Raw genomic sequence first — 20,431 nt, forward strand, 5'->3', positions numbered from 1 at the left:
TTCCGCCGCTTCGCTTTCGTATTTTCAAAGCGATCACGACGGTTGTCGCCCCGCTTCATCGCGGTGGAGGGGGGTATCGGCAAAATCTGAGGAACAACCCCATGCAAGGCACGTTCTAGGTGTCATTCCCACTCGCGCTTCGCGCACCGGGGAATGACAGCGGGGAGAGATTTAAGCAGGCTGCTAGGCCTGTTCGACCTGCAACACCATGGCGTCCTCAACCCCGACCACTTTGATCTTGGTGCCGGCCGGCAGGTCGGGGCCGCGCACCACCCATTGCGAGTCGTTGACGCGAATGCGCCCTTCGCCCTGCCGGATCGCTTCACTGAGGATGAAGCTGCGCCCCACCAGCGCGTCGGCCCGGCGGTTGAGAAACGGCTGATCGCCGGCGCTGTCGCGCGAACCGTAGAACTTGCGGCCGAGCAAGAGCGACACGATGGCGAGAACGCCAAACAGCAGCAGCGCCCACGGCAGCGACAGACTTATCACGCTGAGCACCAGCCCGGTGGCGATCGCCGCCAAGCCGATCCACAACAGGAACATTCCCGGCGCGATGGCTTCAGCCGCGCAGAGCAATATGCCCCCGACCAGCCACCACCACGCCACGTGCAACCCCAGGAAATCCATCTTTGCCCCTCGTCCTCTACGCGATCAGCCGCGATTGGTCGGCGGCAGACTGCTGCCGCGCCGCGCTTCGCCGCCAGCCGAGCTGTGCGCCGACGCGGCTTCCCGCGTCAGTTCCGTAATGCCCGCCAGCGTACCGGCGATCCCGGCCATGTCCATGGGCATCAGGAACGTCTTCTGATTGGTCGAATGCGCCAGGGCATCGATCGCCCGAACATATTTTTCGGCGATGAAATAGTTGAGCGCGGCGATGTCGCCCTTGGCGATGGCTTCCGAGACGGAGCGTGTTGCTTCGGCTTCCGCCAAGGCTTGACGTTCGCGTGCTTCGGCATCGCGGAAGGCCGCTTCCTTGCGGCCTTCGGCTTCCAGCACGACGGCCTGCTTGCGGCCTTCGGCGCGCAGGATTTCCGCCTGCCGCTGGCCTTCCGCCTCAAGCACGCTGGCGCGCTTCTCGCGTTCCGCCTTCATCTGCCGCGCCATCGAGTCGACGAGATCGCGCGGCGGCACGATATCCTTGATCTCGACGCGGTTGGTCTTGATGCCCCAGGGCTGCGCCGCCTGTTCGATCACCGACAGCAGCCGATTGTTGATCTCATCGCGATGTGACAGCAGTTGGTCGAGGTCCATCGAACCCATGACGGTACGGATATTGGTCATGGTGAGATTGAGCAGAGCGATCTCCAGATTGGAGACCTCGTAGGAGGCCCGTGCCGCATCGAGTACCTGGAAGAACAACACGCCATCGACGGAGACGCTGGCATTGTCCTTGGTGATGACCTCCTGCGTCGGCACGTCGAGCACCTGCTCCATGACGTTGATCTTGCGACCGATGCGGTCGATCCACGGCATGATGATGCCAAGCCCCGGAAACAGGGTCTTATAATATTTGCCGAACCGTTCGACCGTATAGGCATAGCCTTGCGGCACCTGCCGCACGCCCATCAGCAGCGTGACGATGACGAACAGAACGAATGCGATGGCGAAAAGCCCCAGCCCGGAAATCATCATGATGGAATCCTTTCCCAAGAAGTCGTCACTCTGTCTCACACCATGCGGCTGATGCATGACAAATCGCACAGACCGGGTGGCGAGCGCCAGTCCGCGCAGAACTTAAGCGCCCAAACGAACGGCCAATACGTGAGAACACCCCGGTTTTCGCCCCAATGAGACATCAAGTTGCACCCCTGAATGGGGCAAGTTGCACCCTTAATGGGGATGGTAAACAATTCCGAAATGACTTGCCCCTAATTTCCGCTGTCGAAAACCCAAATCCCGCCGGTCTGCGGGACAGGAATACCGGAGCAAAGCATGGCGTTCGCGCGCAAGAGACTGCGGCCGTTCCACGCGGAACCGCCGATCTCCCCTTCCCTGGCCACGGCCACCCATGGCCAGATCCTGCGCACCCTGATTTTCGTCGCCTCCGCGCTTCTCCTCCTGGCTGGCGTTCTGCACTCGACGGCACGTGCGCAAGGAGCCCCCCGTGGCGCGGCCGCCGAAAGCGGCTTCAGCACATTCGTCTCCGGCCTCTGGTCGGAAGCCCAGGCACGCGGCGTTTCTCGCCAGCTCTTCGACCAGATTTTCAGCGGCATGACACCCGACATGTCGCTCCTCAAGCACAGCAGCAAACAGGCCGAATTCGTCAAGCCGGTGTGGAGCTATCTCACTGGCGCCGTGACGGCTTCGCGCATTTCGCAAGGCCAGGACATGGCCAAGCGCTATGGCCAGGTGCTGACCGATGTGGAGCGCCGCTACGGCGTCGACCGTTACGTCGTTCTGGCCATCTGGGGCATGGAAACAAGCTATGGCCAGATGACCGGCGGCAAGAATGTGGTGCGTTCGCTCGCCACTCTGGCTTACGGCAGCGAGCGCCGCGACTTCTTCCGCAACGAACTGCTGATCGCGCTCACCATTTTGCAGCAGGGCCACATCGGCTATGGGCAGATGAACGGCTCGTGGGCCGGCGCCATGGGCCAGACCCAGTTCATGCCGTCGAGCTTCATGAAATATGCGGTCGACTATGACGGCGACGGCCACAAGAACATCTGGACCAGCATCCCCGATGCCATCGCCTCCACCGCCAATTATCTCGCCGGCTACGGCTGGAGGCGCGGCGAAACCTGGGGCTATGAAGTGGTTATCCCGTCGGGCTTCGACTTCTCCGCGCACGAGCCGCAGACCGGCCGTTCCTTCCCGCAATGGGCGGGCCTGGGTGTGCGCCGTGCCGATGGCGAGGCCATGCCATCTGGCGGTGAGGCTTCCCTGTTCCTGCCCGCGGGCGCGCGCGGCCCGGCCTTCCTGATCACGCCGAACTTCCGCGTCATCAAGTCCTACAACAATTCCCAGGCCTATGCGCTGGGCGTCGCCATCCTCAGCGACCGCATCGCCGGGGCCGGCAGTCTGGCGGCCAAATGGCCGACCGGCGACAAGCCGCTCACCACCGCCCAGGCCATGGAAATGCAGCGTCATCTCAATCGGATGGGGCTCGATGCCGGCAAGGTCGACGGCAAGATTGGCGAACAGGTGCAGACGGCGATCCGGGCGTTCCAGAAACGGCGCGGCCTGACGCCAGACGGCTATGCCACCGTCAGCCTGCTCGAACAGATGCGCTCGCACCGCTGATCTGGTAAAACGTGGGCATGCAGCCCGCCGTGTCGCACGCCGAAGCTCCTCCCAGCCTTCCAGGCCGGCATAGCGGCCGGATTGGCGGTTGGACTGGCGGCTTCGCACGCGCGCTCAAGCTCAGCCTGGTCGCCATCTTCCTGTTCCTGACCGGCGGCCCGGCGGTCATAGCCCAATTCGACGATTCCAACAGCGCGCTCTACTGGCAGCGCGAGCGCCAGCGCATGCAGCAGGCGCGCAAGCCCCCCATCGTCGTGCAGCGGCCGACCCAGCTCATCCGCCGCGCCGCGCCCAAGCGCGGCTTCAGCCGCGAAGTGCCGCACGAACTGCAACCCACCCGTCCGCCCACCGAGACGCCACCCCCGACCGAAAACGCAGCACCGGCGGCGCCCGCAACCCCCAGCACCCCATCCGCGCCGGCGACCCTTGCCGCCCAGACGCCTCAGGCAGCGACGACCACCATCGCCGTCATCGGCGACAACATCGGCCAATTGCTGGCCCAGGGCCTGCAGGAAGCTTTCGAGGAGCGGCCCGATATCGCCATTCTGCGCCGCACCCGCGAAAATTCCGGTCTCGTGCGCGATGACTATTACGACTGGAATAAGAACGTCCGCGAGCTTCTGGCCAGCAACGACAAGATCAAACTCGCCGTCATCCTGATCGGCAGCAACGACCGCCAGCAATTGCGCGACGGCAATACGGTACTCGAACCGCGCACGCCGAAATGGAACGCCGCCTATACGGCGCGTGTCGAAGCGATCGCCACGCAGTTCCGTGACCGCAAGATTCCGCTGCTCTGGGTTGGCCTGCCGGTGATGAAGAACGAGCGGCTGACGGCGGAACTACTGAACTTCAACGAAATCTACCGCGATGTCGCCGCCAAGACTGGCGCCACCTATATCGACGTCTGGGAAGGTTTCGTCGACGACCGCAACCAGTTCTCGATCTTCGGCCCTGATCTCAACGGCCAGATCGTGCGGCTGCGTACCGGCGATGGCGTGCATTTCACCGGTGCCGGTGCCCGCAAGCTCGCTTATTATGTCGAAGGCGACATCCGCCGCATTCTCGATGCGCAGAAGCCCAACGAGCCTGCTATCGCCGGTCGGCCGCCCTCGACGCCGTCCCAGCAGCAAGTTACGGTTCGGGTCGATCTGCCGCCAGAAGTGCCGCCGCCGAATGCCGGCCTTCTGATTCCGCTGCCACCGCCGCCGCCGCAAATCGTCATCCCGGTACGCCCGCCGGCAGGCCCGGTGCTGACCCTGACGGCGCCTGATATGTCGCCCGGCGGTCAGCTCGCCACACGGGCCCGCACGCCACGCACCGGCGATCCCAACGATCTGACGCAACGCGCCCTCGTCACCGGCGCACCAATGGACACGCGGCCCGGCCGCGCCGACGATTTCTCCTGGCCAAGAGTGAATTAAACGAGTCAACTGAGACGATCGTGGGCCGGACGAACAGCCTTCCATTTGCTACGACGGAACAATCCGACGCCAAATCCGACCTCTGGCTGCGGACCAGCCGTTTATTCAGGAGCCTTGCATGACCTTCGAGATCGCTGCCACGCCCGAGGACGCGATCGATCGGCTCGAAGCGCTTTATGATGCGGCCTGCCAGGCTCTACGTGACGATCTGCAACGCTTCTTCGACACCCATGTGCCGCCGACGGCAGAGGAACGCGCGCGCTATCGCTATCCGGTGCTCCGCGTCACTTATACGCACGCCAATGCACTGCCGCTGAGCGCGCCGACCACATGGCGCGGCTTCGCCAAATTCCCGGCGCCGGGCATCTATTCGACCACCGTCACGCAGCCCGCCGAATTCCGCGCCTACCTGCTCGACCAGCTTCGCCTGCTGGTGGAAGAATATGGCGCGACGATCGAGACCGGCGTCAGCCAGCAGGAAATCCCCTATCCTTACGCCCTCGACGGCGGCGATGAACTGGCGCGCGGCAAGGCTACCGCCGTCGAACTCGCGCGCTATTTTCCGACCCCGCTTTTGTCCTTGGTCGGCGACGAGATCGCCGATGGTACGTTCGACTTTGTCGATGGCGAGCCGCGCCCCTTGTCGTTGTTCGACGCGGTGCGGATCGATTTCTCGCTGCGCCGTCTCGTCCATTACACCGGCACCGACTGGCGCGACATGCAGCCCTGGGTGCTGCTCACCAACTATCACCGTTATGTCGATCAATTCGTTCGGCTGGGCCTGGCCGAGGTTCTGGCCGGCACCGCCGATGCTTTAGCCGTACCGGGCGGCGGCCGCATCGGCAAAGGCGACATCGATGACGGCACGGCTGAGCGGGTGATGGCGGCGCCGTGGCATCGCTTCCAGATGCCGGCCTATCATCTCATCCGCAAGAACGGCGAGGGCATTACCCTGGTCAATATCGGCGTCGGTCCCTCCAACGCCAAGAACATCACCGATCACCTCGCTGTGCTGCGGCCAAATTGCTGGCTGATGGTCGGCCATTGCGGCGGCTTGCGGCAGGAACAGGTGATCGGCGACTATGTTCTCGCCCACGCCTATCTGCGCCAGGATCATATCCTCGACGAACTGGTGCCGCCCGACATCCCCATTCCCGCGCTTGCTGAAATTCAGGTGGCGCTTCAGGAAGCCGCCGCCGAAATCACCGGCGAGAAGGGCGAGCGTTTGAAGCGGCGTCTGCGCACCGGCACCGTCGTCACCCAGGACGATCGCAACTGGGAACTGCAATGGACCAAGGAACGCCGCCGCATCAATCAATCGCGTGCCGTCGCCGTCGACATGGAGTCAGGTACGATCGCAGCGCAGGGCTACCGTTTGCGCGTGCCTTACGGCACCTTGCTGTGCGTGTCCGACAAGCCGCTGCACGGCGAAATCAAACTGCCGGGCGCTGCCAATGCATTTTATGAGCGCGCCGTCGGCGAACATCTGAAGATCGGGCTGCGCGCGTTAAGCAAGCTCAATGAAGCCGGCGCCACCATCCACTCGCGCAAACTGCGCAGTTTCGACGAACCACCGTTCCGCTAGACGGGACGTCTTCCAATAATCTTTCAAGGGAGGAGTTCATGATTGTTCGCTTGGGCATTGTCGCGGCTATCGCAAGCATGGGCCTTACGCCCGCGAAAGCTCAAACCTCGACGACACAGTCATATATATCAAAGTCACCCATCTACCTGGTCATTGGTTACGCGCCAGGAGGAAGTTATGATCTCTATGCTCGCCTGGTAGCTCGCTTCCTTGGCAAGCATATGCCTGGACAGCCAGCTATCGTTCCCCAAAACATGCCGGGCGCGGGGTCCCTGCAAGCTGCCAACTACATCTACGCAGTTGCCCCCAAAGACGGGTCAGCCATCGCCGCTCTCGGCGAAACGATCGCGATGGAACAGGCCTTGCAAAATCCGGGAGCTCGGTATGACGCAACGAAGCTAACTTGGATCGGGCGCATCGCATCGAGCAACAACATTCATCTTGTTTGGCATTCGGCCAAGGCACAGTCGATTGAGGATGTTAAATCGATAGAGATGTCCGTGGCAGGTACTGGCCCGGCCAATTTGGCCGAGACGGTCCCCAAGCTTCTCAATAGCCTTCTTGGAACCAAATTTAAGATCGTATCCGGCTACCCGTCGTCCGGACCGGCCATGTTGGCGATGGAGCGTGGCGAAGTCGATGGAACCGCAACGTCCTGGGCAGTCGTTAAAGCGCAGCATCAGGCTTGGCTCAAAGATAAGCAGGTGCGGATCATTCTGCAAGATGTGCCGGAACGCGATCCGGAACTTCCAGACGTTCCCACTCTTCTTGAACTCGCAAAAAATGATGCCGACAGGCAGTTACTCAGGCTCTACGCATCAGGCGGGGCCATAGGCCGCGCATATACAGCTCCGCCGAATCTACCTGCGGCAGCGGCGGCGGCATTACGCGACGGCTTTCAAAAAATGACGCAAGATCCAGATCTGCTCGCAGATGCCGCCAAGATGCAAGTTTCCATCGAACCGGCAGATCATCAGCTTCTGCAGCAGGTCGTCGAACAGACCGTCAAGGTAGACGACAGCATACGAAAGCGGGTGCGTGAAATATTCGGCAACTGATCTCCAAGGCCGCGATCAGCGCGTCACATCGCTGATCCAGCGCAAATAAGGTCCATGCCCTTCGGCGATGGCGATGCGCACGATCTCCGGCACTTCATAGACGTGGACCATGCGGATCGCCTGCTCCACGTCGGCATAGTCGCCGGATTTGATCTTGGCGCGAATTTCGATTTCCGGTTCGTCGCGCAGCCTGTCCTCCCAGACATAGAGACTTTCGATCCGCTGAAGCTGTACGCAGGCGGCCAACTTATCCGACAGCAGACGCTCGGCGATGAGCCGGGCATTGTCGTCGCTGCTCGTCGTGGTCACGACGATCGAATAGCCGCTATCGGAGGCCGGTTCGGTCATATCCACCCCTGCAGTTCGCGCCGCACCACATGCGCAAGGACGTTCATCCCCGCGTCCGTATCGTTCAGGCAGTCGATCCGGGCGAAATGCTCGCCGCCCGCGCCCAAAAAGATGTCGCGCACCTCGACGCCGATTTCCTCGATCGTCTCGACACAATCGGACACGAAGCCAGGTGCCACGATAGCGATCCGTTTGACGCCGCGCTGCGCCATCTCGCGTACGGTCGCGTCAAGATAAGGCTTGATCCATTCGGTGCGGCCGAAACGGGACTGATAAGCGAGCGGCATCCGCGCGTCGCTGAACCCGAGCTTCTGCCGCAAGAGCCGCACGGTCTCGACGCATTGCGCGGCATAAGGATCGCCCTTGTCCACATAACTTTGTGGAATGCCATGAAACGAGGCGATCACCGCCTCGGGCTCGAAATCGAGCTTGGCCAGGGCGTCACGCACGCTCTGCGCCAAAGCATCGATGTAAACGGGATCGTCGTGCCAGGGCGGCGCTATGCGCGTCACCGGCTGCCAGCGCATGGTCTTCAAGGCGGCGAAAGCCTTGTCGGCCACAGTCGCCGAAGCGGAAGCGGCATATTGCGGATAGAGCGGCACACACAGGATGCGGTCGCAGCCCTGTGCCTGCAAAGCCTCGAGGCGCGACTTGATCGATGGATTGCCGTAGCGCATGCCCCAATCGACCACGACCGGACGCGCCGGATCGCCCAGCGCCCCTTCGCCGATCAGCCGTGCGAGCCGCTGCGCCTGCGCCCGCGTATAAGTGCGCAACGGGCTCTCGTTGCGGTCCTTGTTCCAGATCGTCGCATATTTGCGCCCAGAGAGACTGGGGCGGATCGTCAAAATGGCAAGATTGAGGATCGGCCACCACAGAAGCTTGGGCACCTCGATCACACGGGGATCCGACAGGAACTCCTTCAGATAGCGACGCATCGCCCAGTAGTCGGTCGCGTCAGGCGTGCCGAGATTGACGATCAACACGCCAACCTTGCCGGAAGGATAAGCTGGACTGTCGCTGGTTGCGGCGCCGGCGGCGCTGGCTTCTGTCATGAGGTCGCTATCAAAACTATGCGATGTGGATAAGGATTAACTTGATTTAGGCCCCGGAGACTGAAAAGTCGATCCGGCCCTTTGCGCACACCTGGAAAGGTGCGGAACCCATGCTACCATCCGGTTCGCGGAATCGGCTGGGAACAAGGCCGCCGCATGGGGAAATGCCGCAAGGAAGGATCAGTCTCCAGATGGCGCAATGGGAGCAGAGTATCGAGCGTGCCTTGTCACGTGTCGTCGATGTGCGGCCCCAGGAAGTCCGGGCCATGCTCTGGGCCTTCGCCTATTTCTTCTGCCTGCTGACCAGCTACTACGTCCTGCGCCCGGTGCGCGACGAAATGGGCGTCGCCGGCGGCGTGCGCAACATGCCCTGGCTGTTTTCCGCCACGTTGATCACCATGCTGGTGGCCGTGCCCATTTATGGTGCGCTCGTGGCTCGGCTTCCCCGCGCGCGCTTCATTCCGCTGGTCTATCATTTCTTCGCCCTCAATCTCGTTCTCTTCTGGCTGCTTCTATCCTTCCGCATCTTTCCGGGAGAAGCGGCGCGCGCCTTCTTCGTCTGGATCAGCATTTTCAACCTCTTCGTCGTCTCAATCTTCTGGTCGTTCCTGGCTGATCTCTTCCGCACCGAACAGGCGAAGCGTCTCTTCGGCTTTGTCGCTGCCGGCGGGACGGCCGGCGCCTTGCTGGGACCAACGCTGACCGTTTCGCTCGCCGGCCTTCTTGGCCCCGCCAATCTGCTTCTCGTCGCCATGATCTTTCTGGAGATCGCTGTGTTCTGCGCCTTGCGCCTGGAGCGCACGGCCGAGCGCACCGAGCCGATCGAAGCCGAGAAAGCGCCGAAGGCGATCGGCGGCAATCCCTTCGCCGGCTTCTCGCTGATCCTGCGCTCGCCTTATCTCGCCGGCATCGCTCTGTGGGTCGTACTCCTGTCGCTCGCCGGCACCTTTCTCTATTTTGCCCAAGCCGAACTCGTTTCCGCCGCCTCCGGCGATCCGGCGACGCGCACGCGCATTTTCGCCACCATCGACCTGGCCTCGGGGCTGTTGACCCTGGTCGTGCAATTTCTCGCCACCGGCCGCCTCATCCAGCGTTTTGGCACCGGACCGGCCGTGGCTTTCCTGCCGCTCATCTTCGCGATCGGCTTTGCCATTCTTGCCGCACAACCGTTGCTGGTCGTTGCCATGGCCTTCCAGTCCTTGCAGCGCACTTCCAATTTCGCCATCTCCAATCCCGCCCGCGAAATGCTGTTCACCTCGGTCGACCGGGAGGAGAAATACAAAGCCAAGAACATCATCGACGGCGCGCTGTTCCGTGGCGCCGATGCGCTGTGGGCCTGGGCCTTCACGGCGCTGCGCGGCACCGGCCTCGACGTCACCGGCATCGCCCTCCTCACCATCCCCATCGCGCTCGGCTGGCTGGTGCTGGCGCTGGGCCTCGGACGCGCGCAGGACAAACGCTCCGCGCAACAAACGACCGCACTCACAGGAGAAAAGACATGAAGGCCAACATCGATCTGACGCGCCGTGAAACTTTGACCCTGACCGCCGCGGCGGGCTTCGCCGCCCTCGCGCCCAGCCTGCCGGCTTCGGCGCAATCGAGCGGCATTCTCGCCCGCAAGATTCCTTCCAGCGGCGAAATGCTGCCCGTGGTCGGCATCGGCACCGCCATCATTTTCGATTTCGACAAGTCGGACCAGACCAAGCTCAACGAACGCGCCGAGGTGATCAAGGCTCTCGTCGCGGGCGGCGGCCGATTGATCGACACCGCGCCCTCCTATGGCCTGGCCGAGGATCGGCTCGGCGATCTCTTCGCCATGACCGGCCTGCGCGATCGCATTTTCCTGGCCGGCAAAGTGCGCGTCGCCAGCCGCGAGGATACGATCGCCGAGCAGAAAGCCTCCTTCGCCAAGATGAAGATCGATCGCATCGATCTGATGCAGCTCCACAACGTGCGCGATGCCAACCAGCATCTCGATCTCTTGCGCGAATGGAAGAAGTCTTCCTTATGCAAATATATCGGCATCACCTCGTCGTTCGACCGCGACTATCATGCGGTCGAACAGACTTTGAAGCGCGAGAAGCCGGATTTCTTCCAGATCGACTATTCGATGGTCGATCGCAATTCGGAGGAACGGCTGATCCCCACCGCCGCCGATTCAGGCTGCGCCATTCTGACCAACCTGCCTTTCGGTCGCGGCAAGTTCTTTCAGAAAGTCGCCGGCAAACCGTTGCCCGATTTCGCCAAGGAGATCGAGGTGACGAGCTGGGCGCAATATGCGCTGAAATGGCTGCTCGGCAATCCGGCGATCAATGGCGTGATCCCGGGCACCGACAAGCCGCAATATATGGTCGACAATCTCAAGGCCGGCATGGGTCCGTTGCCGGATGCGACCATGCGCAAGCGCATGGTCGATCACTTCGAGCAGCTCTGATTGGCCTACCGCCACAGCCCGTGGAAATGATGCACGGGCCCGTGGCCGGAGCCGACCTGCAATTGATCGGCGGCTCGCAGCGCCGCCGTCAGATAGTCCTTGGCGCTCGCCGTCGCTTCGAACAACGACTGGCCCTTGGCCAGTTGCGCGGCGATCGCCGAGGACAAAGTACAGCCCGTGCCATGGGTGTTCTTGGTGTCGACGCGACCAGCGCGCAGAACACGCGCATCGGTGCCGTCGAACAAAACGTCTTCGGCATAGTCTCCGCCCAGATGGCCGCCTTTGACGAGCACCGCCGGCGCGCCCTGCCCGTGCAGGATGCGCGCGAGCTGCTCCAGTCCGGCCGTATCTTGCGGTTCCGCGCTGCCGCTAAGCCGCACGGCCTCGGGAATATTCGGCGTGATCACGGTGGCAAGCGGAAACAGATACCGCTTGATCGCATCGATTACATCGGGCGAGCCAAGCGACGCGCCGCTGGTCGCCACCAGCACGGGATCGAGAACGATATTGCGCGCGCCATGACGCTTCAGCCGATCGGCCACGACTTCGACGACCGCGCCTGACGCCAGCATGCCTATTTTCACCGCATCGACCCGCACGTCGGCGAAAATCGCATCGATCTGCGCGCCGACGAATTCGGGCGGTGGAATGTGAACGCCGGTGACGCCCCGCGTGTTCTGCGCGGTCAATGCGGTCAACACCGCCGTGCCGTAGCAGCCGAGCGCCGAGAATGTCTTCAGATCGGCCTGAATGCCGGCACCGCCCGACGGATCCGAGCCAGCCACCGACAGCACATGTGCAATCATACTCTTAAACCCTGCTTTGCGGCGCGACGCCGCCGCCGAAGAACGATGGGAAGGAACACCAAGCGCACCAAGCCCCAACCGGCCACCGCCCCTGCCGCCGTAGTGATTGCGCCTTCGCTGGTCAATGGCACGGCCGGCTCGAAATCGTCCATGGCCCGCCGCGCCACGTCCTGATCGAAATGGCCGAGCATGACGCCGACACGCGCCAGCGGGCCGGCGCTGGCATATTCGATCAATTGCTGGCGCAACCGCACAAGCCTCGCGCTATTTTCCTGCATATGGGCGCCCTGCTGGCGCACCAATTCGTCCGCATTGGTCTTCATGCGGGCGATGCCTTCTTCACGAGTCAGATTGAGGCGCGACGCATCCGCATCGAAGGCCGCCAGAACACGCGCCAGTTCATCGATCGCACCGCCCAGCCGCTGCCGGTACTGCTGCGAAAATTCCGGCAATTGCGATGTCACCAACCCCAGAGCCAGCGCGACCGCCAGCGCGAAGTACCGCAGGATCATCAGGTTTCTCCGCGCCCGCCGTCAGGGACCGCACGCCTCAGGCGTGCTTATGGTCCTTGTTCTTCTCGGCATATTGGCGCAACTGGTCCGGATTGGCCTCGCGCTGGAAGCGACCGCGCCATTCGTCATAGGGCATGCCGTAGACATAGGTGCGCAGTTCTTCCTTGCTCAGCCCAAGATGGCGCTCGTCGGCGGCATCCTTGAGCCAGTTCGACAGGCAGTTGCGGCAGAAACCGGCCAGATTCATCAGATCGATGTTCTGAACGTCGGTGCGTTCGCGCAGATGCGCGAGGAGCCGGCGAAAGGCCGCAGCTTCGAGCTCGGTCTGGGTTTTCTCGTCGATATTGGGCATTTTCGTCTCCAACACGCCGCCCGCCGGCGCGGGCGGCAGCCGTGACTGATATAGGCATCCCCCACCCCGGATGGCCAGAGCGATTGTCGGGGAATATCAGGCCAACAGACGATCAGCCTTTCGGTTCCATATTGGCGATCTTCACGTAGCGACCCCAATCCTTGATGTCCTGAAGCATCAGTTTTTGAGCGTCCTCCGGCCCCACGATGAAGGGATCGGAACCGAATTCCGCCAGCCATTTCTTGGTTTCCGGCTTTTCCGCCATCTGGATGAACGCCTTGCTGATCTGCGCCTTGATCGGCTCCGGCACCCCCTTGGGCACCGCCACGCCCCACCAGCCGACGACATCGACGCCAGGAACGCCGCTTTCGTTCATCGTCGGGATATCCGGCGCGGTGGTCATCCGCTCCTTGGAACTCAAGGCCAGCACCCGCATCTTGCCGTTGCGATGGAACGGCATGGCGAAGATCGGATCGTACATCATGCAGTCGATATTGCCGCTCTCGAGATCGTTCACCGAATCCGCCGCGGTCCGGTAAGGCACTTCGACCATTTTGAGTTTCAGAATGTCCTTCATCAGCGCTCCGGCGACCTGCCCGGTCGGCGCCGTCGTGCCATAGCTTGCCTTATCGCCCTTCTGCTGCAAGGTCTTGATCAGATCCTGCAAGGTCTTGTGCGGGCTCTTGGCGCCAACCGTCACCGTAAAAGGCAAACGGCAGACGCTGCCCAGGACATCGAACGCTTTGGCTGCGTCATAGCCCGGATCCTTGAACAGCGACATGTTGGCAGCGATGGCGCTCGGCGCATGGATGAGGATCGTATAGCCGTCCGGCTTGGCACGGGCGGCGAAATTGATGGCGAGATTGCCGCTGGCGCCCACCTTGTTCTCGACGATCACCGTGCCGCCCAGGAACGGCCGCATGTTCTCGGCGAAATAACGGGCGAACACATCGGCACCGCTGCCGGCAGGGAAAGCACAGATGACGCGTACTTCCCGCGACGGATATTTTTCCTGCCCCCAAACCGGCGTGCCCAAGGCCGATGCCGTCACCAAGGCAGCGCCAGAACCGAGCATGTCGCGGCGCGTGATCGCAGCCGATAGCGTACCCAGGCGTTTGCTGTGCATGAATGCCCCTCCCTTTGATGGCACAACGGTTTCAGCGATCGTTTGCGCCTTGATGGCGGCTAGATTGGCGACAATCACGACCGGGAGCAAGCGCTCAAATGGCAAAGGTCCCTGGCTGCCATAGCCAAGGCTTGCTATCACCAGGGCCGGGCGATAGGCATCCTGCATGTCACGGCTGATCAGGGAACAGGATCGATGCCCGTTTACGCCATCAACGAATTCCGTCCCACCGTCGCGGACCCGAAGCGCTGCTGGATCGCGCCCGGCGCCGTGGTGATCGGCAAAGTCCGCCTCGGCCTCGATGTCGGCATCTGGTTCGGCGCTGTGCTGCGCGGCGACACCGACCTGATCGAGATCGGCGACGGCACCAATATTCAGGACGGTTCGATCCTGCACACCGACCCCGGCCTGCAATTGCGCGTCGGCGCCAATTGCACCATCGGCCATAGGGTCACCCTGCACGGCTGCACCATCGGCCCCAACACCTTGATCGGCATGGGCGCGACCATCCTGAACGGCGCGAAAATCGGCGCCAACTGCCTCGTCGGTGCCGGCGCCTTGGTTACCGAAGGCAAGGAATTTCCCGACAATTCCCTTATCGTCGGCTCCCCCGCCAAGGTCGTACGCACGCTCGACGAAAAGGCGCTGGCCGGCATGGCCCGCAACGCCCAGGGCTATATCGCCAATGGGCAGCGCTATGCAGCCGGCCTGCAAGAGTGCGAACCTGTCGTGAGTTCCGGTACATAGCAGGCATCCCGGAAGCGAATTGCGGCGGCACGGTCTTTGCCTTAAAGACCGCTGCGGAGAAAACGGGTCGGCCGGCTGGCAGGGCGGATCCCGGCAAGAACCAAGAATGACAATGCTGGAGTCTTGAGTGCAAAAGTACAAAATCATCATTGCAGGCGCCGGTCTCGGCGGCCTGACAGCGGCTTGTGTCCTGATGCAGGCTGGTCACGACGTCGAAATCTATGAACAAGCCCCGGCGCTCGGCGAAATCGGCGCAGGCATTCAGGTCAGCGCCAATCCAATGCATGTGCTGCGGCACATCGGCGTCGGCGAAAAGATCACCAGCATCGGTGTCAGCCCCGGCGCCTATGTGTTCCGCCTGCACGACACGGGCGAGGTCATTCAGCGCTTCTCGCTGTCGAAAGAACACGAGGCAATGCATGGCGCGCCCTATACGCAGCTGCATCGCGCCGACCTGCATGAAATCCTCGCCGCCCGCGCGCGCGAACTGAAGCCGGACGTCGTGCATCTCAACAAGCGCGTCAAATCCTTCACCGAAACCGCCGATGGCGTCGAACTGTATTTCGACGACGGTACGTCGACGAAGGGCGACTTGCTCATCGGCGCCGATGGCCTGAAATCGGTGGTGCGCGCACAATTGTTCGGCGCCGCACCCGCCGTCTACACCGGCGATGCCGCCTGGCGCATTCTCGTGCCGGTCGAAAAACTACCGAAGGATTTTCTCGAGCCGGTGATGTCGGTCTTCATGGGACCGAACGGCCATGCGGTCTGCTACTACCTGCGCTCCGGCACTTTGATGAATTTTGTCGGCATCGTCGAAACCGACGACATTTCCGAGGAATCCTGGACCGTGCGCTATCCGTGGGACAATCTGAAAGCGGATTTCGCCGGCTGGCACGAAGCCATCCAGACCATCATCGACACCGCCGACAAGGACCAGTGCTTCCGCTGGTCGCTGTTCGGCCGGCCGGCGACCATGAACTGGAGCTCGAAGCGCGTCACCCTGCTCGGCGATTCCGTTCATCCGACCCTGCCCTATCTCGCCCAAGGCGCCGCTATGGCGATCGAGGACGGCGCGGTGCTGATGCGCGCGCTGGCGCAGGAGCCGGAGTTGCCCAAGGCGCTGCAGGTTTATCAGCGCAACCGGGCCGAGCGGACGGCGAAGATCGTCACCCAGTCGACCGACAACCGCCGCCTGTTCCACCTGCCGTCTCAGGACGCCATTCGCGCCGAATTCTCCAAGCGCGACGAGGGGAACGACCGCAATCGCTGGCTGTATTCGTACAATCCGCTGACCGTTCCGCTGGTCTAGAGCAAATTGCGTTTCGACAGAAACGCAATTTTGCCTAGGACCTTTGTTTTGACGCGTCTTTGTGGCGTTTGGCGATTCCGCCAAACTGCAAAACGTTATAATCACATAAAAGCGAGAAGAAACGGGCTGTTAAGCCGCCCGTTTCTCACTTTTGTCATCAGCAAGCCCGTACAGGAACCTCCGCCGCGCATGCGACGTTTGGGTTTCGGTGCGGGCTTGCTTACATTTAGCCCAATGAAAAGGCGGACGCGGGGTCTTGGCTCGGCGCGACGCCGCTGCAACATCGGAGAATTCATGAGCTGGCATGCCGGAAACGACCCTGTGGCGGGCGACCCTCACTCCTGTGACGCGCTGGAACTGGTGATCGTGCCTCGCGCCCGCGATATCGGTGGGTTCGAAGTGCGCCGCGCACTACCCCATGGCAAGCGCCAGATGGTCGGCCCGTTCATCTTCTTCGACCAGATGGGCCCGGCGCAATTTCTCTCCGGTCACGGCATGGACGTGCGGCCCCATCCCCACATCGGCCTCGCCACCGTCTCCTATCTGTTCGATGGCGCGATCATGCATCGCGACAGCGAGGGCAATCAGCTTGAGATCACCCCCGGCGCCATGAACCTGATGACCGCCGGGCGTGGCATTGCCCATTCCGAGCGCACGCCCGAAAGCCTGCGCACGGGCGCCCACAGTCTCTCCGGCATTCAAAGCTGGGTGGCGCTGCCGGAAGGTTTCGAAGAGATCGATCCGGGTTTTCAGCACTTCGCCGCGCCGGTTCTGCCGCGCGTGTCCGAGAAGGGCGTCGAAACACGGATTATCGCCGGACGCGCCTACGGCCAGGCTTCGCCGGTCAATACGCTGTCGGACTGGTTTTATGTCGAAGCCATCCTCGCCGCCGGTACCAGCCTGCCGCTCGATGCGGACTATGAGGAGCGCGCAATCTATGTGGTCGAGGGCGAAATCGACGTCGCCGGCGAACGCTTCGAATCCTCGCGTCTGCTCGTCTTCCGTCCTGGTGACAAGATCACCATCCGGGCGTTGACCAATGCACGGCTGATGCTGCTGGGCGGAACCGCCATGAACGGACCGCGTTATATTTGGTGGAATTTCGTCTCCTCCAGCAAGGAGCGCATCGAACAGGCGAAGGAAGATTGGAAGCGCGGACAATTCGCGCCCGTGCCTGACGAAACAGAGTTCATACCACTGCCCGAGTGACGTCTGGCGTGTGGTTTGGAAAGCAGGTTTGCATTCCGAACTGCCGCTCGGCAATGCGGCGAAGTTAGTCCATCGGGCTTACGCCCGGTGGAATGCCGCAGGGCCATTGGACGATGGACGACCTCAAAACGAATACGACGACAGAAAAAGAAGCCGAAAAGCCTTCGATCCTCTCTGACTTCTTCGCTCTTTCCGGCGGCTTCTGGCGCGGCGACAGCGCCATGCGCGCTTGGACCCTGACGTTTCTCGTCATCGCCAGCCAGCTCGCGCAAATCGGCGGCCAGGTCGGCCTCAATGCCTGGAATCGTATTTTCTTTGATGCCCTCGAACGCAAGGATCTCGCCGCGGTCTGGGTAGCGATCGCCTGGGTGCCTTTCGTCGTCGCCGGTATCGCTGCATCCGTCTCGGCTTTGGTCGTCACGCGCATGCTGTTCCAGACGCGCTGGCGCGAATGGCTGACCGATCGCATCGCCGGCTGGTGGATCGCCGACCAACGCTATTATCGACTGGGCTTCGTCGCACCCAATCAGTCCGCGCCGGAATACCGTATCGCCGATGACGTTCGTCTCGCCGTAGAACCCCTGGTCGAACTGGCGCTTGGCCTTTTCAGCGCCCTCATCACCGCCGCGACATTCGCCGCCATTCTCTGGGACGTGGCGGGCGCGGCACGCGTGACACTGGCAGGCAGCACATTCGACATCCCCGCCTACATGGCGATTGCCGCGGTGATCTATGCAGCCATAGCTTCGGCCGCCGCTTATGTCGTCGGCAAGCCACTCGTTCCCTGGGTGACAGCTAAGAATGAAGCGGAGGCGCAGTTTCGCGCCGAGATGACACGGCTGCGCGAGAATGCCGAAAGCATCGCGCTCATCCGTGGCGACAAGGATGAACTCGGTTCCGTGCGTTCATCCTATGCCAATGTCGTGAGCGCCTGGCTGAACATCATTCGCCAGCAAGGCATCATTGCCGTTGTGCTGAACACCAATGGCGGTTTGTTTCCCATCGTGCCTTTGCTGCTGGTCGCGCCCAAATATCTCGCGGGCGAACTGTCCCTTGGCGCGGTCATGCAGGTTGTCGCGGCCTTCAATGCGGTGCAAGGCGCACTCGTCTGGTTTGTCGACAATATCGTGCGGCTGGCCGAATGGTACGCGTCGGCCAACCGCGTGAGTGAACTCGGCCGAGCGTTGGACGAGATCGATCTCGGCACCGATATGGAAAACGACAAATCCATCGAGCTTGGCGTCAGCGATGACGGGACGATCCATCTCGACAACCTTTCGATTGCCGACCTGGCGGGACGTGTCGTCATCAAGGATGCATCGACACGCATCAAGCCCGGCGAAAAAGTGCTGGTGACCGGCGAAAGCGGGTCCGGCAAGAGCACACTCATTCGCGCCATGGCCGGCCTCTGGCCGTGGGGGTCGGGTTCGATCAAGGTGCCGCGCAACGTCACCATCGCCTTCGTTCCACAAAAGCCCTATCTGCCCCTAGGTACGCTGCGCGAAGCCCTGGTTTATCCAAGCGAGGGAGAAATCGTCAGCGACAAAACGATTCACGACGCCATGAAGCGCTGCGGCCTCAACTATCTGATCAAACAGTTGGATGAGCCCGATGTGCGTTGGGATCAAACCTTGTCCGGCGGTGAACGCCAGCGCGTCGCATTTTGCCGGCTGCTCATCCAGAAGCCGCAGATCATCATCATGGACGAGGCTACATCAGCCCTTGACGAAGAAAGTCAGGAGTCCCTTCTGTCGCTTCTGCGCGAAGACCTGGCGGAGGCCACGGTTCTCAGCGTCGGCCATCGCACCGGTATCGAAGAGTTTCACGACCGGAAGATCATTTTGGAAAAACGCAATGCCGGCGCGCGCATGACATCGAAGAAACTGCCGCAGAAGATCATGCGCATGTTCCGTCGTTCGAAGACGACCTAGCTCAACGCCCGCAGGCCCTGTCGCAGATCATCGGGCGTGATCGCGCCAAGCAGTTTCTCGACCTCCGTATGTTTCTTCTCCCAGACCGGCACGGCGGCGGCGAGCGTCGCGAGGCCGCGGGCCGTCAACTTCAACAGGCGACTGCGCCGATCCTGCGGGTCTTGCACGATTTCGACGAAGCCGCGCCGCTCCAACGGCTTGAGCGCCGCCGTCAATGTCGTGCGGTCCATGGCGAGGAATTGCGCGATCGCCCCCATGGCGGCGGGCTCCGGCCGATTGAGCGACATCATCAAAGAAAACTGGCCGTTGGTCAGTCCATAAGGACGCATCGCCTCATCGAAAATACGCGCCAACACGCGCGCCGCTTTCTGCGCATGAAAACACAGGCATGTGTCGCGCACGTGCAGCGTGGTCGCGTAGGGAACCGGCGAAGGTTTCGACGATTTGATCATGGTGCGGGGCGACTCAGGTTGACCTTCCAAAATAATGTTGATATCAACCTTTCTACACGAAAGAAGGGAGATGGACAATGCCAAACCACCCTGTCGTTTCACGCGAGGAATGGCTTGAGGCACGCAAAGCGCTGCTTCTTCGTGAAAAGGAACATACCCGCGCCCGCGATCGATTGAACCAGGACCGTCTGGCCCTGCCGTGGGTGAAGGTCGACAAGACCTATATGTTCGACACACCGGCCGGCCGTAAATCCCTTGCCGATCTCTTCGACGGCCGCAGCCAACTCATGATCTATCATTTCATGCTCGGCCCCGACTGGACCGCCGGCTGCTCCGGTTGCTCCTTTCTCGCCGATCATTTCGACGGCGCCCGGCAGCACATCATCCATCACGACGTCAATCTCGTCGCGGTCTCGCGTGCGCCGCTGTCGAAGATCGAAGCTTATCGCCAGCGTATGGGATGGAGCTTCCCATGGGTCTCCTCCAACGGCAGCGACTTCAACTACGACTATCATGTCTCCTACACGCCCGAGGATCTCGCTGGTGATCGGATCAACTACAATTTCCAGCAGATCGGCGTAGCGCAGGGGCACGACGAATTGCCCGGCATGAGCTGTTTCTATCAAGACGAGAGCGGCCAGGTGTTCCACACCTATTCGAGCTATGCGCGTGGCATGGAAGAAGCGATCGGCGCGCTCATGCTCCTCGATCGCGCACCGAAAGGCCGCAACGAAGCCACGACCATGAACTGGGTGCGGCGCCACGACGAATATGCGCCGGACGTCAAAGCGTCATGCTGCGCGGAGTAGATTTCGAGATCGCAAGAGTGGGAGTCAC

General features: G+C 61.8%; 20 protein-coding genes. 11 read left to right on the forward strand and 9 right to left on the reverse strand.

Annotation, left to right across the window (positions count from 1 at the left end):
* Window positions 1-183 precede the first annotated feature (183 nt).
* Both OIM99_RS24335 and OIM99_RS24340 read right to left on the reverse strand, forming a co-directional pair.
* Complete coding sequence (locus OIM99_RS24335) at window positions 184-627, reverse strand: NfeD family protein (protein WP_311853084.1); 444 nt, start codon at window positions 625-627, stop codon at window positions 184-186.
* Window positions 628-651: 24 nt separating this feature from the next.
* A complete protein-coding gene (locus OIM99_RS24340; protein ID WP_311853166.1) occupies window positions 652-1,626 on the reverse strand; it encodes an SPFH domain-containing protein in 975 nt (324 codons plus the stop codon).
* A gap of 306 nt (window positions 1,627-1,932) precedes the next feature.
* Here OIM99_RS24340 and OIM99_RS24345 point away from each other — a divergent pair, with 306 nt between their 5' ends.
* The 4 genes from OIM99_RS24345 (at window position 1,933) to OIM99_RS24360 (ending at window position 7,310) form a co-directional block, all read left to right on the forward strand.
* Window positions 1,933-3,243, forward strand: a complete 1,311-nt coding sequence (locus OIM99_RS24345) for a lytic murein transglycosylase (RefSeq protein ID WP_311853085.1) — start codon at window positions 1,933-1,935, stop codon at window positions 3,241-3,243.
* 29 nt (window positions 3,244-3,272) lie between these two features.
* Window positions 3,273-4,667, forward strand: a complete 1,395-nt coding sequence (locus OIM99_RS24350) for an SGNH family hydrolase (RefSeq protein WP_311853086.1) — start codon at window positions 3,273-3,275, stop codon at window positions 4,665-4,667.
* A 118-nt stretch (window positions 4,668-4,785) separates the two neighbouring features.
* Entirely contained in the window at window positions 4,786-6,252 is a 1,467-nt protein-coding gene (locus OIM99_RS24355; protein WP_311853087.1) for an AMP nucleosidase, read from the forward strand.
* 38 nt (window positions 6,253-6,290) lie between these two features.
* Window positions 6,291-7,310 carry a tripartite tricarboxylate transporter substrate-binding protein gene (locus OIM99_RS24360; protein WP_311853088.1) on the forward strand — a complete coding sequence of 340 codons (1,020 nt, stop codon included), beginning with the start codon at window positions 6,291-6,293 and terminating at the stop codon, window positions 7,308-7,310.
* A gap of 15 nt (window positions 7,311-7,325) precedes the next feature.
* On the opposite strand, the gene cutA is transcribed toward OIM99_RS24360, so the two are convergent.
* Both cutA and hemH read right to left on the reverse strand, forming a co-directional pair.
* Complete coding sequence (gene cutA, locus OIM99_RS24365) at window positions 7,326-7,658, reverse strand: divalent-cation tolerance protein CutA (protein ID WP_311853089.1); 333 nt, start codon at window positions 7,656-7,658, stop codon at window positions 7,326-7,328.
* Entirely contained in the window at window positions 7,655-8,713 is a 1,059-nt protein-coding gene (gene hemH / locus OIM99_RS24370; protein WP_311853090.1) for a ferrochelatase, read from the reverse strand. The genes cutA and hemH overlap by 4 nt, the downstream gene beginning before the upstream one ends.
* A gap of 191 nt (window positions 8,714-8,904) precedes the next feature.
* Between hemH and OIM99_RS24375 the strand changes: the two genes are divergently transcribed.
* Window positions 8,905-10,215, forward strand: coding sequence for an MFS transporter (locus tag OIM99_RS24375; protein WP_311853091.1), 1,311 nt, complete (start codon window positions 8,905-8,907; stop codon window positions 10,213-10,215).
* Window positions 10,212-11,147: an aldo/keto reductase gene (locus OIM99_RS24380; RefSeq protein ID WP_311853092.1), complete on the forward strand. Its 936-nt coding sequence runs from the start codon at window positions 10,212-10,214 to the stop codon at window positions 11,145-11,147. The genes OIM99_RS24375 and OIM99_RS24380 overlap by 4 nt, the downstream gene beginning before the upstream one ends.
* Window positions 11,148-11,152: 5 nt before the next feature.
* On the opposite strand, the gene thiD is transcribed toward OIM99_RS24380, so the two are convergent.
* From thiD to OIM99_RS24400, 4 genes are all read right to left on the reverse strand, one after another.
* Window positions 11,153-11,953: a bifunctional hydroxymethylpyrimidine kinase/phosphomethylpyrimidine kinase gene (gene thiD / locus OIM99_RS24385; protein WP_311853093.1), complete on the reverse strand. Its 801-nt coding sequence runs from the start codon at window positions 11,951-11,953 to the stop codon at window positions 11,153-11,155.
* Window positions 11,950-12,465, reverse strand: coding sequence for a DUF2937 family protein (locus OIM99_RS24390; RefSeq protein ID WP_311853094.1), 516 nt, complete (start codon window positions 12,463-12,465; stop codon window positions 11,950-11,952). The genes thiD and OIM99_RS24390 overlap by 4 nt, the downstream gene beginning before the upstream one ends.
* Before the next feature lie 37 nt (window positions 12,466-12,502).
* Complete coding sequence (locus OIM99_RS24395; RefSeq protein ID WP_311853095.1) at window positions 12,503-12,817, reverse strand: DUF1244 domain-containing protein; 315 nt, start codon at window positions 12,815-12,817, stop codon at window positions 12,503-12,505.
* Window positions 12,818-12,929: 112 nt separating this feature from the next.
* Window positions 12,930-13,943 (reverse strand): tripartite tricarboxylate transporter substrate binding protein, encoded by a 1,014-nt coding sequence (locus tag OIM99_RS24400; protein WP_311853096.1) that lies wholly within the window; start codon window positions 13,941-13,943, stop codon window positions 12,930-12,932.
* 195 nt (window positions 13,944-14,138) lie between these two features.
* On the opposite strand from OIM99_RS24400, the gene OIM99_RS24405 reads away from it, so the two are divergent.
* The 4 genes from OIM99_RS24405 (at window position 14,139) to OIM99_RS24420 (ending at window position 19,142) form a co-directional block, all read left to right on the forward strand.
* Complete coding sequence (locus OIM99_RS24405) at window positions 14,139-14,690, forward strand: gamma carbonic anhydrase family protein (RefSeq protein ID WP_311853097.1); 552 nt, start codon at window positions 14,139-14,141, stop codon at window positions 14,688-14,690.
* A 127-nt stretch (window positions 14,691-14,817) separates the two neighbouring features.
* The gene (locus OIM99_RS24410) at window positions 14,818-16,002 is read left to right on the forward strand and encodes an FAD-dependent monooxygenase (RefSeq protein ID WP_311853098.1); all 1,185 of its coding nucleotides are present in this window, start codon (window positions 14,818-14,820) and stop codon (window positions 16,000-16,002) included.
* A 294-nt stretch (window positions 16,003-16,296) separates the two neighbouring features.
* Complete coding sequence (locus tag OIM99_RS24415; protein ID WP_311853099.1) at window positions 16,297-17,211, forward strand: pirin family protein; 915 nt, start codon at window positions 16,297-16,299, stop codon at window positions 17,209-17,211.
* 113 nt (window positions 17,212-17,324) lie between these two features.
* Window positions 17,325-19,142, forward strand: coding sequence for an ABC transporter ATP-binding protein/permease (locus tag OIM99_RS24420; RefSeq protein WP_311853100.1), 1,818 nt, complete (start codon window positions 17,325-17,327; stop codon window positions 19,140-19,142).
* On the opposite strand, the gene OIM99_RS24425 is transcribed toward OIM99_RS24420, so the two are convergent.
* Window positions 19,139-19,594 carry a MarR family transcriptional regulator gene (locus tag OIM99_RS24425; RefSeq protein WP_311853101.1) on the reverse strand — a complete coding sequence of 152 codons (456 nt, stop codon included), beginning with the start codon at window positions 19,592-19,594 and terminating at the stop codon, window positions 19,139-19,141. The two genes, OIM99_RS24420 and OIM99_RS24425, sit on opposite strands and share 4 nt — an antisense overlap.
* A gap of 77 nt (window positions 19,595-19,671) precedes the next feature.
* On the opposite strand from OIM99_RS24425, the gene OIM99_RS24430 reads away from it, so the two are divergent.
* Window positions 19,672-20,403 carry a thioredoxin family protein gene (locus OIM99_RS24430; protein ID WP_311853102.1) on the forward strand — a complete coding sequence of 244 codons (732 nt, stop codon included), beginning with the start codon at window positions 19,672-19,674 and terminating at the stop codon, window positions 20,401-20,403.
* The last annotated feature ends 28 nt before the right edge of the window (window positions 20,404-20,431 follow it).

This window comes from Methylocella sp. CPCC 101449, from assembly GCF_031921685.1.
In the GTDB taxonomy this organism is placed as follows: domain Bacteria; phylum Pseudomonadota; class Alphaproteobacteria; order Rhizobiales; family Beijerinckiaceae; genus Terripilifer.